This is a genomic window from Butyricimonas paravirosa (assembly GCF_032878955.1).
Classification (GTDB): domain Bacteria; phylum Bacteroidota; class Bacteroidia; order Bacteroidales; family Marinifilaceae; genus Butyricimonas; species Butyricimonas paravirosa.
The window spans coordinates 1,003,240-1,016,573 of sequence record NZ_CP043839.1 but is presented as its reverse complement, the minus strand read 5'-3'; the positions used below and the strand labels follow the sequence as shown (position 1 = coordinate 1,016,573).

The 13,334-nt window shown below is 44.1% G+C and carries 13 protein-coding genes; 9 read left to right on the top strand and 4 right to left on the bottom strand.

Annotated features, from left to right (window positions below; translation table 11 throughout):
* Positions 1-151 precede the first annotated feature (151 nt).
* From F1644_RS04435 to F1644_RS04395, 9 genes are all read left to right on the top strand, one after another.
* Entirely contained in the window at positions 152-1,417 is a 1,266-nt protein-coding gene (locus F1644_RS04435) for a TolC family protein (RefSeq protein ID WP_118301973.1), read from the top strand.
* Positions 1,418-1,497: 80 nt separating this feature from the next.
* Positions 1,498-1,722 (top strand): DUF3791 domain-containing protein, encoded by a 225-nt coding sequence (locus F1644_RS04430; protein ID WP_118301974.1) that lies wholly within the window; start codon positions 1,498-1,500, stop codon positions 1,720-1,722.
* A gap of 43 nt (positions 1,723-1,765) precedes the next feature.
* Entirely contained in the window at positions 1,766-1,987 is a 222-nt protein-coding gene (locus F1644_RS04425) for a hypothetical protein (protein ID WP_229782467.1), read from the top strand.
* 179 nt (positions 1,988-2,166) lie between these two features.
* The gene (gene argS, locus F1644_RS04420) at positions 2,167-3,954 is read left to right on the top strand and encodes an arginine--tRNA ligase (protein WP_118301975.1); all 1,788 of its coding nucleotides are present in this window, start codon (positions 2,167-2,169) and stop codon (positions 3,952-3,954) included.
* A 75-nt stretch (positions 3,955-4,029) separates the two neighbouring features.
* A complete protein-coding gene (locus tag F1644_RS04415) occupies positions 4,030-4,533 on the top strand; it encodes a flavin reductase family protein (RefSeq protein ID WP_118301976.1) in 504 nt (167 codons plus the stop codon).
* 3 nt (positions 4,534-4,536) lie between these two features.
* A complete protein-coding gene (locus F1644_RS04410; protein ID WP_118301977.1) occupies positions 4,537-5,382 on the top strand; it encodes a histidinol-phosphatase in 846 nt (281 codons plus the stop codon).
* Positions 5,383-5,386: 4 nt separating this feature from the next.
* Positions 5,387-6,433, top strand: coding sequence for an FKBP-type peptidyl-prolyl cis-trans isomerase (locus F1644_RS04405; RefSeq protein WP_087422175.1), 1,047 nt, complete (start codon positions 5,387-5,389; stop codon positions 6,431-6,433).
* A 32-nt stretch (positions 6,434-6,465) separates the two neighbouring features.
* Positions 6,466-7,467 (top strand): FKBP-type peptidyl-prolyl cis-trans isomerase, encoded by a 1,002-nt coding sequence (locus F1644_RS04400; RefSeq protein WP_118301978.1) that lies wholly within the window; start codon positions 6,466-6,468, stop codon positions 7,465-7,467.
* A 6-nt stretch (positions 7,468-7,473) separates the two neighbouring features.
* On the top strand, positions 7,474-8,247 hold the full coding sequence (locus F1644_RS04395; protein WP_118301979.1) for an inositol monophosphatase family protein: 774 nt from the start codon (positions 7,474-7,476) through the stop codon (positions 8,245-8,247).
* A 54-nt stretch (positions 8,248-8,301) separates the two neighbouring features.
* Here the strand turns inward: F1644_RS04395 and F1644_RS04390 are convergent, their stop codons facing one another.
* From F1644_RS04390 to tilS, 4 genes are all read right to left on the bottom strand, one after another.
* The gene (locus tag F1644_RS04390) at positions 8,302-9,603 is read right to left on the bottom strand and encodes a DEAD/DEAH box helicase (RefSeq protein ID WP_118301980.1); all 1,302 of its coding nucleotides are present in this window, start codon (positions 9,601-9,603) and stop codon (positions 8,302-8,304) included.
* Between the two features lie 232 nt (positions 9,604-9,835).
* Entirely contained in the window at positions 9,836-10,642 is an 807-nt protein-coding gene (locus F1644_RS04385) for a patatin-like phospholipase family protein (protein WP_118301981.1), read from the bottom strand.
* A 48-nt stretch (positions 10,643-10,690) separates the two neighbouring features.
* Positions 10,691-11,695 (bottom strand): type I glyceraldehyde-3-phosphate dehydrogenase, encoded by a 1,005-nt coding sequence (gene gap / locus F1644_RS04380; RefSeq protein ID WP_118301982.1) that lies wholly within the window; start codon positions 11,693-11,695, stop codon positions 10,691-10,693.
* A gap of 289 nt (positions 11,696-11,984) precedes the next feature.
* Entirely contained in the window at positions 11,985-13,316 is a 1,332-nt protein-coding gene (gene tilS / locus F1644_RS04375) for a tRNA lysidine(34) synthetase TilS (RefSeq protein WP_087422180.1), read from the bottom strand.
* Positions 13,317-13,334: the final 18 nt, after the last annotated feature.

Below are 13,334 nucleotides of genomic sequence, written 5' to 3'. Positions count from 1 at the left end.
TCCTCCGGCCTTCGGCCACCTCCTCTATAAACAGAGGAGGAGCTGGAGACTCTTCCCGAAGACAGAGAGTATTTCAACTCTCCCTCTGTTTATAGAGGGAGTACCCCGAAGGGGGGAGGGAGTTTATTTTCAATATTCAATTTTTAATTGTATGAAGGTTTTTGTTATTACAATAGGAATTTTATGGATGGCGTTGGGGAGCGGAATAGCGCAGACCTTGACGGTCGAGGAGTACCGGGCGAAGGTGCTGGAGTATAATCAGGACATTAAGCAATCGAGGGAGGCTGTCAAGGCGGCGATATATGCGTTGAAAGGGGTAAAAACGGGATTCTTTCCGAAATTACAATTAAGCGGGAATTATTCGTATCAGATAGAAGACGTGGAATTTATGCAAGGGGTTGATCTGAAACACAATAATTATTCGGCAGAGGCGGCATTGTCGCAGAACGTGTACGCGGGGAGTATGGTACGCAAGCAGCAAGAGGCGGCGAAGTTACAGAAAGCGATTGCCCGTTTGGGGGAAGAGTTGACGACGGATAATATTGTTTACGCGGCTGACGTGAGTTATTGGACGTTGGCGGCTAACGAGAGTCTGCTTTATATTTCCCAAGAGTTCGTGTTGATCGTGAAGGAACTGGACGGGATTGTACAAAAACGTTTTGACGAGGGGGCGATCAGCAAGACGGACTTGCTGATGGTGAAGACCCGCCTGAAGGAGGCAGAGTTGCAAGAATCTACCCGGCAGATGAATTATCAGACAGCGATGCAGTCGTTTAAAATCATGATGGGGGTTCCTTTAGAGGAAAAGTGGGTTATTATTGACTCGATTCAGAAACCGGTGATCGTTCCGGGTTTACAACCGTTGGAAGTGGCTTTGAAACGGAGAGCCGATTACCAGATTGCCGTGCAGGATTTTAATTTGACCAAGCAACAGACCAAGATTATACGTTCCAAGTATCTGCCGCAGCTGGCCGTGGGGGTGAAGGAGACGTGGGGTACGCCATTGATTAATGTTTCCGGTGACGAGAAGTTCGCGACGGTGGCTTTCGCAAAGTTGAGTATGCCTATCTTCAACTGGGGAGAGAAACGCCAGTACGTGAAACAGAATCGTACGATGGAGACAAGTAAGGAGTTAGCCATGAGTAAAGTCGAGGATCAAGTGAAAGAGGAACTGGCAAATGCTTGGGTGAAGTTGAACGAGAACTGGAAACAGGTGGAGATTGCCAATTCCACGTTGGAGATTGCCCGGGAGAATTTGAAATTGAATACCTTTAGCTATAATGAAGGGAAGTTGCCTATTCTGGATGTGTTGTCTTCGCAGGCGACTTGGTTGCAAGCCTACACGAACGTGGTTTCGGCGAATTACCAGTATAAGGTGGCGTATGCGGAATATGTGAGAATTTTGGGAGGACGGTAGGATTTTAGATTTATGAATTATGATTTGTGATTGGTTTTTCACTATCTTTGCTTATGAAATTGGAATAAATAAGATAGAAGATGAATAAACAACTTCAAAATCGAGTAACTTATATCATTTATTGCATAAATGCTTTTGGCGAGCGTTATAGCTTGAGTGCCAAGCAGGCTTTTGCTTATTTGCAACGATTTAAGGGGCTGGCTTTCTTGGAGGAATGTTATGAGGCAGAGCATCAGCTTTCAATATATGATGCGGTAAATGATCTTTCGGTTATTTGTAAACGTAACGGGGGAGGGTTGGAATGATGATTTTGTTTCATGGTTCTAACGTACCGATTGAATCAATAAGATGAGTAATGAAACCCAATTCTTGATAGATTCTTTGGTGGAGCGTCTGACTTTACGGGTGATGGAGGAATATGGACTTTCTATCACGGAGGCTTTAAGTTTAGTTTATAATTCACAGCTTTACGAAAAGATCGTGGATGTAGAAACGGGGTTGTATTATCAAAGTGCATCATACAATTACAATTTACTTCGTCGTGAAATTATGCTGGGTAAAATAGCGTGATATATGCTTAGATAATAAGCTATTATTTTATAGTTTTTCCCTTGTTTTTGTGATTTTTTGGAGATCATGAGAATAGGGGAAAAATTATGCTGTTTTTTTTCGGGTTTAGCGGGGATTTATAGCAAGAAATTGTATTTTTGCAAATCAATGGATAATACGGTATTAAAAGTTTGAGAGATATGACGATAGAAAAAATGCTTACTCAGCAGGTGCTGGAGGCCGTAAAGGCTTGTTATGGGGTTGAATTAACCGAGAAAGACGTACAGTTGCAGGAAACCCGGAAAGAATTTGCCGGTGATTTGACGGTGGTCGTTTTCCCGTTTACCCGATATTCCAGAAAATCGCCCGAGGAAACGGCTAAAGAGCTGGGAGAGTATTTGAAACAAAATATTGAAGAGGTGGAAACCTACAACGTGATCAAGGGATTTTTGAACGTGGTGATTTCTTCCGCTTACTGGATCGAGGTGTTGAATGACGTGGCAAAAGAGGAAAAGTACGGTTATGCGAAGGTGCCTAGCGGGAAGACCTACATGATCGAGTACTCTTCACCGAACACGAATAAACCGTTGCATTTGGGACATATCCGGAATAATTTTCTGGGATGGTCGGTTTCTGAGATTCAGAAGGCAAACGGGCATAAGGTGATTATGGTGAACTTGGTGAATGACCGGGGAATTCATATCTGTAAAAGTATGATTGCGTGGGAGAAGTTTGCCAACGGTGCTACTCCGGAAAGTACAGGAACTAAGGGGGATCACTTCGTGGGAGATTATTATGTGCGTTTTGACAAGGAGTACAAGGCGCAGATCAAGGAGTTGATGGAGCAAGGCAAAACGGAAGAGGAGGCAAAGAAAGAGGCCCCGATATTGTTGGAGGCTCAGGAGATGTTGCGCAAGTGGGAAGCCGGGGACGAAAAGGTGGTTTCCTTGTGGCGGACCATGAACGATTGGGTATTGAAAGGTTTTGACGAGACCTATAAAATGATGGGTATCTCGTTTGACAAAGTATATTTCGAGTCACAGACATACAAGAAAGGACGTGACCTCGTGTTGAAAGGTTTGGCTGATGGCGTACTTTACCGGAAAGATACCGGAAGCGTGTGGGCCGATCTTACCGGTGATGGGTTGGATCACAAGTTGTTGTTGCGGGATGACGGGACTTCTGTTTACATGACGCAGGACATTGGTACAGCATACGATCGTTTCAACGAGTTTAACATGGATCAGGAGATATACGTGGTGGGTAACGAGCAGAATTACCATTTTCAGGTGTTGTCATTGGTTTGTAAGAAGTTGGGATTCGATTGGGCCGACAAGATCAAGCATCTTTCTTACGGTATGGTTGAATTACCGGAGGGGAAAATGAAATCCCGGGAGGGGACGGTGGTGGATGCCGATGATTTGATTGACGAGATGATTCACACGGCTCGTACGACTTCCGAGGAGTTGGGGAAACTGGACGGTTACACGAAGGAAGAGGCCGAGGACGTGTATCGTAAGGTTGCTTTGGGGGCGCTAAAGTATTTTATCTTGAAGGTCGATCCGAAGAAGACCATGATGTTTAATCCGAAGGAATCCATTGATTTTAATGGGAATACGGGTCCATTTATCCAGTATACCTATACTCGTATTAAGTCTGTTTTGCGTAAAGCGGAAGAGGCCGGGGTAAAGATTGTTCCGGGAGATATTCACACGGCATTAACCGAGAAAGAACAAAATCTGGTTAAGCTGATTGCTAAATTGCCCGCAGTCGTGAAGGAGGCAGGGGATAATTATAGCCCGGCGTTGATCGGGAATTATGCTTACGAGCTGGCGAAGGAGTTTAACCAGTTCTACCATGATTATTCTATCCTGAAGGAAGAAAACGAACAAGTGCGTAATTTACGTTTGCTACTGGCACAACAATGTAGCGTGGCAATAGAGAATGCCATGGGTATGTTGGGAATAGAGATGCCGGAGAGAATGTAATGATTTTAGATTTACGATTTTAGATTGTGTGATTCCGGCTACTTGAAACCGGTAGCCGGTAAAAAGATATAAAATATGAAAAAGATTGCACCGAAAGATATAGACAAGAACGTGATCAAGTTGATCGGTCAGGATTGGATGTTGGTGACGGCTGGGGATCAGGTGAAGTTCAACATGATGACGGCTAGTTGGGGATCGATGGGGTATTTGTGGAATAAACCCGTGGTGATGGTGTTCGTGCGGCCACAACGTTACACGTTCGAGTTTACGGAGAAAAAAGATGAGTTTACCTTGTCATTTTTTGACGAGAAGTACCGTCATGCATTGAATGTATGTGGTTCTGTTTCCGGGCGTGACGTGAACAAGGTGCAGGAAAGCGGGTTGACACCCTATTTCACGGAGGCCGGGAATCCGGCTTTTGAGGAAGCAACATTGGTGTTGGAGTGTAAGAAATTATATACTGACTTCTTGAAGGAAGAGGCTTTTCTGGATAAGAAGATCGTGGATAGCCAGTACGGCCAGAAGGATTTCCACAAAGTGTACGTGGCCGAAATTGTTCATGCTTGGGTGAAGGAGTAGCTGATGGATTTATGCACGTATCATAGTCATTGTAATTTTTGTGACGGGAAAGCCCCGGCGGAGAATTTCGTGAAGGCTGCCATCGAGGCGGGATTCCATAGTTACGGGATCTCTTCGCACTCACCACTTCCTTTCGAGACCCGTTGGTCTTTAAGCAAAGGAAACGTGGAGGCTTACCTGACGGAGATAAAACGTTTGCAGGAGAAATACGCGGGGCAGATCGAGCTTTACGTGGGGATGGAAATTGATTATCTGAATGATGATTGGGGACCGGCAGTAGAATATTTTCAGCGTATGCCGCTGGATTACCGCATTGGTTCCGTGCATCTCGTGACCGAGGAACAGACGGGTGAGATCATGGATATGGACGGGAAGTTCGAGGATTTTAGGGAGAATTTGCGTTTGATTTTTCATGATGATCTGAAATATCTCGTGGAGGCTTATTTCAAGGCGTCTTCCCGGATGGTAGAGTTGGGTGGTTTTGACTTTGTGGCGCATCTGGATAAAATATCCATGAACGGTTCACTGATGGATAGCACGTTGACGGAACAGGAGTGGTATAATCGGTTGTTGTGGGACTATATGTCCTTGATAGCGAAGAAAGGCGTCATGGTGGAGGTGAACACGAAAGCATACACGAAGAAGGGGATGATGTTCCCCAATGTGAAGTATTTCAAGTGGTTGAAAGAGTTGAATATTCCCGTGATGGTGAATTCTGACGCCCATTTGCCCCAGCTGGTAAATGACAACCGGGCGTTGGCATTCGAGTGGTTGCGGGAAGTCGGAATAAAAAGCACGATGCGCTTGCATCAAGGTGCGTGGGTAGAAGTACCAATAGATAATAAATAGTGTAATGAATAAATTTCTGATTCTATTAAGCAGTTTGTTTGCGTTGACTTTCTTCGGTTGTAATAACGATGAAGAGGAACTCGATTTGATTGATACATTGGAAAATGAGAAGATCGCTATTCACGAGTACCTGAGTCAAATTACCACGCCGATTCTTTATCTTGAGTATTATAGCGTGCATGGTATGTTAATTGATACGGTTTTTATTTTCAATTACGATAATAGTGGCGAGGTGGCAAAGGATTCGGGATGGGTGTTGATGGATTACGAGAAATTCTATCTGAATGGAGGTAAATTGGATACGACATCTCCCGAACAGGGTGATTCCACGTTTACTTATGCTTTTGGAGGACCGGTACTTTATCGTTATGACACGATCAAGAAATATGATTATGTGGCGGAAGCGTTTCGACATATTAGTGTTGGAAGTATGGGAGGAGAAATGATTGTACCCTCTATTTTGGCCGGAGATAAGAATAATTACGGGAAACCGTTACATTATAAGTTAAAGGCACATAAGCTCATTAACGATGTGAAAGTGAATGAATATGGGTTGATTCGAAGTTATCTAGTAGACATTATGGGCGTGGAGAATGCTTTTGTTGACTTTCCTACGCGAGAAATTTCATCTATTGGAGAGCGGGATACAGTTACTTATACAGCTATTTTGGAGAAAGGAACGGGCGATCGAGATATTCAAGTGGGGGATTCTGTTTTGTTGGAAATGGATTATGGCTTGCTGGATGATGTGGGATTACAGAATCGGGTGTTGAGAAGTATGGGACGTGATTCTATTTATTTCTTGTTTAATGAGACTTGGCAGAAAAATTATCCAACAGGGTTGGTGAAAGGATTACAGCATTTACAAGCTGGAGATTCTGCACATATTATTGTACCTTATGGAATGGCTTATGGTGCGGTAGGTACAACCCGGGAAATAACTTTCCGAGATCGTACTAAACTTAAACAATATTTAATTCCTCCATACTCAACGTTATGGTATTGGGTACGGATTCGTAAAGTGGTTCCACCTAAAACGGAAGAAGAATAGTTTGAAAAATAACAGCTAAATAGAAACGGAAAATGAAAAGTAATTATTGGGTAATGCTGCTTTGCCTTTTGGCAAGCGGATTCATCGGGTGTTCCGATGATGATGGTGACAACTGGAAGAAAACATTTGAGGATGAGCAGGCTAGGATTAAAGACTTTGTGTATAGTAAGGATTCTGATCCGAAGATCTTCAAGTATCAATATATTTACCTGAAAGAGAATATAGAGGATTACGCTTACTTGTTTAATTACCAGAAAGAAGGAAAGAAAGCAACGTATGGTGATTTCGTTTGGATTAATTACACGCAAAAGAGTTTGACGGGGAATATTATTGATTCTTCGGATCCGAGTGTTGCCGTCGGTGCCGGAGTTTCTCCTTATTATACTTTAGGAGGACCGATATTAGTGCAAATGAATACAGATGCGGAAAAATATATCGATCCGTTATCTGATATTTTAATGAATATTCCGGAAGGAACAACGGGAAGTTCAATTATTTCGAGTATTATGAGTCTTTCAACTGCTTTAGTTTATCGGGAATATACCGTGGAGGGTATCGTGAAGGAGGATAATCTACTTGCTTTTGAGAACGAAATGATCAAGCAGTATATCAAAGATAACGATTTAACAGTTTCTGAAACTGTTTATTTGCATGAAGGGGCAACCGACACGATTGCTTTAATTGTCAAGACAAAAGAGAATTTGAGTGGTAAGTCTATTCAAGCGACGGATAGTGTTACCGTGTGGGCGGAGGGAAAGATTTTAGATGAATATAATACTCCTTTACGACAATTCATGAAAATGGAGAGTGATGATGAGGTGAAATGGTTTTTACCGAATATGATAAAGGGAATCTCTTTGACTTTGCCCGAACTTAGAGTTGGGGAAGAGGCTATTATCCTTTTTTCATCTGGTATGGGATATAGCTATAGCGGATTGCGAGAGTATGATGGTTCTTATGTCATCCCGGCTTATTCTACTTTATTGTTTAAAGTAAAGATTATTGATACAAAGGAGAATCCTAAAAAGGAATAAATTATCATGAATATAGATTTGGAAAACACGTTGGCGCTTGCGGTGGCATGGGCGAAAGAAGTTGGGAAAATTCAATACTCTTATTTCAGAAGTGGACATTTGGAACTTGAAACGAAGTCAACGGTACATGATGTCGTGACGAAGGTGGATAAGCTAAGTGAGTCCATGCTGATCGAGCGTATCGGCAAGTGTTTTCCCGATCATAGTGTGTTGGGGGAAGAAAGTGGGGAACATGATGCTCATAGCGACTATCTGTGGGTGGTGGACCCTTTGGACGGGACAAATAATTATAGCCAGGGATTACCCGTATTTTGCGTGTCTATCGGGCTGCAATACCGGGGAGAGACGTTGTTAGGAGTTGTGTATGCTCCCTACTTGAACGAGCTGTACACGGCAATCCGAGGCAAAGGGGCTTTTCTAAACAATGCCCCGATCCACGTTTCCGACAAGACGGAACTCGATCGTTCCGTGCTAGCCACGGGTTTCCCTTACGACAAGGGAATACATCCTGTGAATAATATCGACAATTTAAGTCGTATTCTGCCACATCTGCGGGGAATACGGCGTATGGGATCTGCCGCTTACGATCTTTGTGGGGTTGCAGCCGGGTTTCTGGATGGGTACTGGGAACTGGGTTTGAAACTTTGGGACGTGTGTGCCGGAGTACTTATCGTGCAGGAGGCGGGCGGTCATGTTGAACCCTTCCGGGAGGACCGGGGGATAGCCATACTGGCCGGAAATGCAGGGATCGTGGAGAAAATGAAAGAGTATATAAGTTAAAGGGGACTGGAAAGTCCCTTTTATTTTAGTCTTTAAAATTTGTTCTACATTACTTTACCTCGAAAGTTCTATTTTGGCTCTCATATTTTTGATTTTCTCTCTTCGGATGAGGGAAAGTAGTTGTCTTAGATTGCCTCGCTTGACGGCGACGAAAGAGTGATGGTCTTTGACTTCGATTTTACCAATGTCTTCTTTTTTCAAGTTCCCTTTTTGGCAGAGGAAACCGACGATATCCATTTTGTTGACCTTGTCTTTTTTCCCTTTGCCAATGTAGAGGGTGGACCAGAATGGTTCTGCCGGGGCGGGGTATTTACCGACGGGGTGGTAGGTTTCCGGGATTTCGGTTAGGAAATCCGGGCGGGATTCATCCCTGTCGAGTAGGAGAAAAGCGGTACCGGAGGCATTCATCCGTGCAGTTCGACCGTTGCGATGGGTGAAGGATTCCGGCTTTTCGGGGAGGTGATAGTGGATGATGTATTTTATCTCCGGGATATCCAGACCGCGGGAGGCGAGGTCTGTCGAGATGAAAATGTACGTACTTCCATTGCGGAATTTACACAGCACTCGCTCGCGTTCTTCCTGTTCCATTCCCCCGTGAAAATATTCGTTATTGACACCTTTATCCCACAGGTAATTACTCACTTCTTCCGCCCGTTCCCGATAGTTACAAAAAATCAGGGTAGGACCTTCCTCTAGATCACACAGTAGCTTGTAGAGCGTGTCGAGTTTGTTGTTACCTTCGGTGTACACGCTTTTGAGTGTTAACTTGATCGGTGCGGCACCTTCAAGAAAATCCAACATGAGAGGGTTTCGTAGGCCCGTGAATTTTGGTATCTCGATGGCCGATGTTGCAGAGGTTAAGACTCGCTTTTGCAGGTGTGGCAAGTACGAGAAGATGGTTTCCATGTCTTCTTGAAAACCGAATTCCAGAGCCTTATCGAACTCATCGAGAATGATGGTGGAGATTGAGTTTGTGTCAATTGTCCCCCGGGTGACGTGATCGAGTATGCGTCCCGGAGTCCCGATGATAAGCGTGGGCGTATATGCCAGACTGCGACTTTCCACGTTGATGTCATGTCCCCCGTAACAGCATACCACTTTGAAACCGCTTTTCAGGGAACGGAATACTTGCTCTATCTGCAAGGCCAGTTCTCTTGATGGGGTTAGGATAATGGCCTGTGCTTTCGTGTTATCCGGGGCAAGGTTTTCCAGTAAGGGTAACAGAAAGGCCAGGGTTTTACCAGATCCAGTGGGAGAGAGCAGGATGATGTGATCGGTTTCCCGATGAGCTTTCAGTGAGGCTTCTTGCATCTCGTTCAACGAAGATATTCCAAGGGCTTGAAGGGAAGAAAACATGGTAATTTAGTAATTTTAGATTTTAAATTTTAGATTGGCCCCCTTCTGGTTTCCCCTTTCCAAGGGGGAGGATATGCTGCATTGAAACATTGTAGCGCTCCTTGCGTTCGTTTCTCCCCCTGTGTAAGGGGGAGTTAGAGGGGGGTAGTTTTTCATTCTACATTTTACATTTAAGTATCTAGTGATTTATAATCACCTAATCGGAAATCACTAAATCACTTCATCGATGGGATCACTGAATCATTAGGCAATTCAGTTTTTTCATGATTTTTGGGCGAGAGAATACGACTTTAGCCTGTCGGTAACCTTCGTCCACTATTTTTTCGATGTTATTAAGGTCGAACATGCTGTATCGGCTGATGTGTTTCGGCACGATAACGATGTCACACAAGCGGGTGTCGATATTCATGTTTGACAGAATACCCATGTGGAAGGAGCGTTCGGCTAAGTGGACCATGCTTTTGATGTGATTACAGGGCTCCAACGGGTCGATATGTACGCCGATAACTGTCTCGCATAACTCCCGGATCGGTCGCACGGGTAGGTTCATAAATACTCCACCGTCCGAGTACTGGTGGTGATTGATGGTGACGGGTACGAATACGATGGGTATAGAACAGGATGCTAACACGCAGGGGACTACTTTGCCCGTGCTGAAATGCGTAGGTATGCCCAAGTTCATGTTGGTGGCGGTGACTACCAACGGTATTTGTAGTTCCTCGAAAGTTTCAACATGAATGAACTCGGATAACCTTTTTTCCATTCCGGTCATGGTCATGATTCCGGTTTTGGAGACTAAAGGTCGTGCGAAGTCGAGTAGTTTTCTGTCTTGAAAGAATTTAAGCCCTTCCTCTGCCGAGTGACCGGATGCAAATATAAGCCCGGCTATTGCTCCTGCACTGGTTCCCGAAATGATGTCCGGTTTAATTCCCAGCTCCTGCATCGCCTTGTAAACGCCTAAATGGGCGAATCCTCTGGCTCCCCCTCCACTTAATACCAAACCTAGCTTGTATGGTCGTTTCTGTTGATTATTTTCCATGTGGTTAGTGTGTGTAATAGACTAAAAAAGGGGCTTATGCCCCTTTTTTTATTTTACTGTAGCCATGTGAGCGATTAACTCGATAACTTTGTTGGAATATCCCCACTCGTTGTCATACCAAGAAACGAGTTTCACGAAGTTAGAGTTTAATGCGATACCTGCTTTAGCATCGAAAATAGAAGTGCGGGCGTCACCCAAGAAGTCAGAAGAAACAACGTCTTCTTCGGTATAACCGAGGATGCCTTTCAGTTCGTTTTCAGAAGCCTCTTTCATGGCGGCTTTAATCTCTTCGTAAGTTGCAGCTTTTTCCAGACGGCAAGTCAAGTCAACAACAGATACGTCCAATGTCGGAACACGGAATGACATACCGGTTAATTTTCCGTTCAGTTCCGGGATTACTTTACCTACAGCTTTAGCAGCTCCGGTAGATGACGGAATGATGTTGCCAGCAGCGGCACGTCCACCTCTCCAGTCTTTCATAGAAGGACCGTCTACTGTTTTTTGGGTAGCGGTGGTAGCGTGTACGGTGGTCATCAAACCTTCAACAATGCCGAATTTATCATGCATTACTTTAGCCAGCGGGGCCAAGCAGTTTGTGGTACATGATGCGTTAGATACAATAGTTTGTCCGGCGTAGGTTTTGTGGTTTACACCCATCACGAACATCGGGGTATCATCTTTTGACGGGGCGGACATCACGACTCTTTTTGCCCCGGCTTTTAAGTGAGCTTCTGCTTTTTCTTTCGTTAAGAAAAGTCCGGTTGACTCAACTACATATTCTGCACCCACCTCGTTCCATTTCAGGTCTTCCGGGTTTCTCTCTGCTGTAACACGGATAGCGTGTCCGTTTACAACGAGTTTTCCATCTTTAGCCTCAACGGTTCCGTTGAAACGACCGTGCATGGTGTCATATTTCAACATGTAAACCATGTAGTCGACATCGATAAGGTCATTTATTCCAACGATTTCAATATCGTCTCTTGTCATTGCAGCTCTAAAAACCAGACGACCGATACGTCCGAATCCGTTGATACCAACTTTAATCTTTGACATTTGTTTTTTTATTATTTGGTTAATAATGATGTTAACTCTCTCGTTTAATGTCGTAAACTCACACAAAAGTATGGATAAAAAAATGAAAAACAAAGAACTTTTAGATTAGTTATACGCGAACGTTTTTTTTCTTAAAAAAGTTTGCGCAAACGTTTTAAATATTTATCTTTGCCCAGCAATTGAAGGAAATGTTTTTTGCTTTTATAAGTGTAGTAAATTTATTGTTAGTGTGTTAAAAGAGGCCGACGGGCCTCTTTTTCTATTTAGAGTATTGATCATTTAATGCGTATTAAATTCCTTTTATTTGTTTGATAATTAAAACTCTTTTGGTAGCAGGAGATACTTTGTAGCGATCGTCTATGCGATGGCCGACCACCCAAATGATGTCCTTGCCAGATTGTAAGAGAAGGCAGTCTTTTTTCTGCTTGGCGCTGAATTTCAAGTCTGTGAAAAAGTCGCTCAATTTCTTTTTACTACGTTTCATACCGAGAGGGCAGAACCAGTCACCCATGGACCAGTGGCGTAATACGAGGGGATAAGTGATTTTATCGAGGTCAAAACACCCTGTGTCAAGATCACGGGGAACGATAAAAGAGTCATCGATGTCTTGTTCTTCGAGCCGGAAGATGCTGTCATCAACGTGGTATTCTCCACTATCTGCCAAAAGAGTGCGTTTGTCTTCTTTTTCTAAGATATTGAATAGCCGCCAGTAGATCCTGCCTTTCGTAAGTAAGTATTCTTCGGCCTCGAATTGTTTTCCGGGAATGGCGTCGCTGCTTTCAAGAATATCCTCGATTTGCGTGGCGTTAAAACCATATGGCCGTAGGATCTCGAACAAGAGCGTGTAAGGGGCTGGGGCTGCCAGTGTCTTTTGTATGTCAATAAGGGTTTCCCCGTTTTCCTCGCTAATCACTTCTTCTTTCAAACGGTCGATGCCGTAACGGTAGATTTGCTCCACTTCCTTGAGGGTGTTACAGTTTTCCCGTACCGTGTTGAGGAATGAGGGATTGATGTCCTTGCATACGGGGATGATCATGTGGCGAATTTTGTTCCGCACGTAGTCGAGCGAGTTATTGGTGGAATCGGTACGATACCCCAGTTGGTTTTGCTCGATGTAAGTGATGATCTCCTCCCGGGAACGGGACAGGAGCGGGCGTAGAATGCGATCTTTGACGGGACGAATACCGGTGAGCCCCTTGATGCCGGTTCCGCGACATATATTAATAAAGAGAGTCTCGGCAAGATCGTCGGCATGGTGTCCCACTACAATGTAGTCCATTTTTTTCTTCTGGCGCATTTCTTCGAACCAGTCGTAGCGTAGTTCCCGAGCGGCCATCTCTATGCTGATGCCTTTTTTCTTGGCGTATTCTTGGGTGTCAAAGCGTTTCACGCTCATAGGGATACCGTAGGTTTCACAGAACCGTTTCACGAATTGTTCATCCATGTTTGATTCTTTGCCCCGCAGGTTGAAGTTGCAATGCAAGGCGTGTATGCGTAGATTCAAGTACTTGAATGCGTGGAGTAAAGTGATTGAATCGGCTCCCCCGCTAACGGCAATGATAAATCCCGCTTTCTCGTCAATCTCGTGTTCCTTGAGGAACTGTTTTATCGTATCCAACATAACCTCTCTCTTTAATGA

Coding starts and splice junctions, on each gene's coding strand:
- F1644_RS04435 (WP_118301973.1), top strand. CDS start 152: ATGAAGGTTTTTGTTATTACAATAGGAATTTTATGGATGGCGTTGGGG.
- F1644_RS04430 (WP_118301974.1), top strand. CDS start 1,498: ATGAATAAACAACTTCAAAATCGAGTAACTTATATCATTTATTGCATA.
- F1644_RS04425 (WP_229782467.1), top strand. CDS start 1,766: ATGAGTAATGAAACCCAATTCTTGATAGATTCTTTGGTGGAGCGTCTG.
- argS (WP_118301975.1), top strand. CDS start 2,167: ATGACGATAGAAAAAATGCTTACTCAGCAGGTGCTGGAGGCCGTAAAG.
- F1644_RS04415 (WP_118301976.1), top strand. CDS start 4,030: ATGAAAAAGATTGCACCGAAAGATATAGACAAGAACGTGATCAAGTTG.
- F1644_RS04410 (WP_118301977.1), top strand. CDS start 4,537: ATGGATTTATGCACGTATCATAGTCATTGTAATTTTTGTGACGGGAAA.
- F1644_RS04405 (WP_087422175.1), top strand. CDS start 5,387: ATGAATAAATTTCTGATTCTATTAAGCAGTTTGTTTGCGTTGACTTTC.
- F1644_RS04400 (WP_118301978.1), top strand. CDS start 6,466: ATGAAAAGTAATTATTGGGTAATGCTGCTTTGCCTTTTGGCAAGCGGA.
- F1644_RS04395 (WP_118301979.1), top strand. CDS start 7,474: ATGAATATAGATTTGGAAAACACGTTGGCGCTTGCGGTGGCATGGGCG.
- F1644_RS04390 (WP_118301980.1), bottom strand. CDS start 9,603: ATGTTTTCTTCCCTTCAAGCCCTTGGAATATCTTCGTTGAACGAGATG.
- F1644_RS04385 (WP_118301981.1), bottom strand. CDS start 10,642: ATGGAAAATAATCAACAGAAACGACCATACAAGCTAGGTTTGGTATTA.
- gap (WP_118301982.1), bottom strand. CDS start 11,695: ATGTCAAAGATTAAAGTTGGTATCAACGGATTCGGACGTATCGGTCGT.
- tilS (WP_087422180.1), bottom strand. CDS start 13,316: ATGTTGGATACGATAAAACAGTTCCTCAAGGAACACGAGATTGACGAG.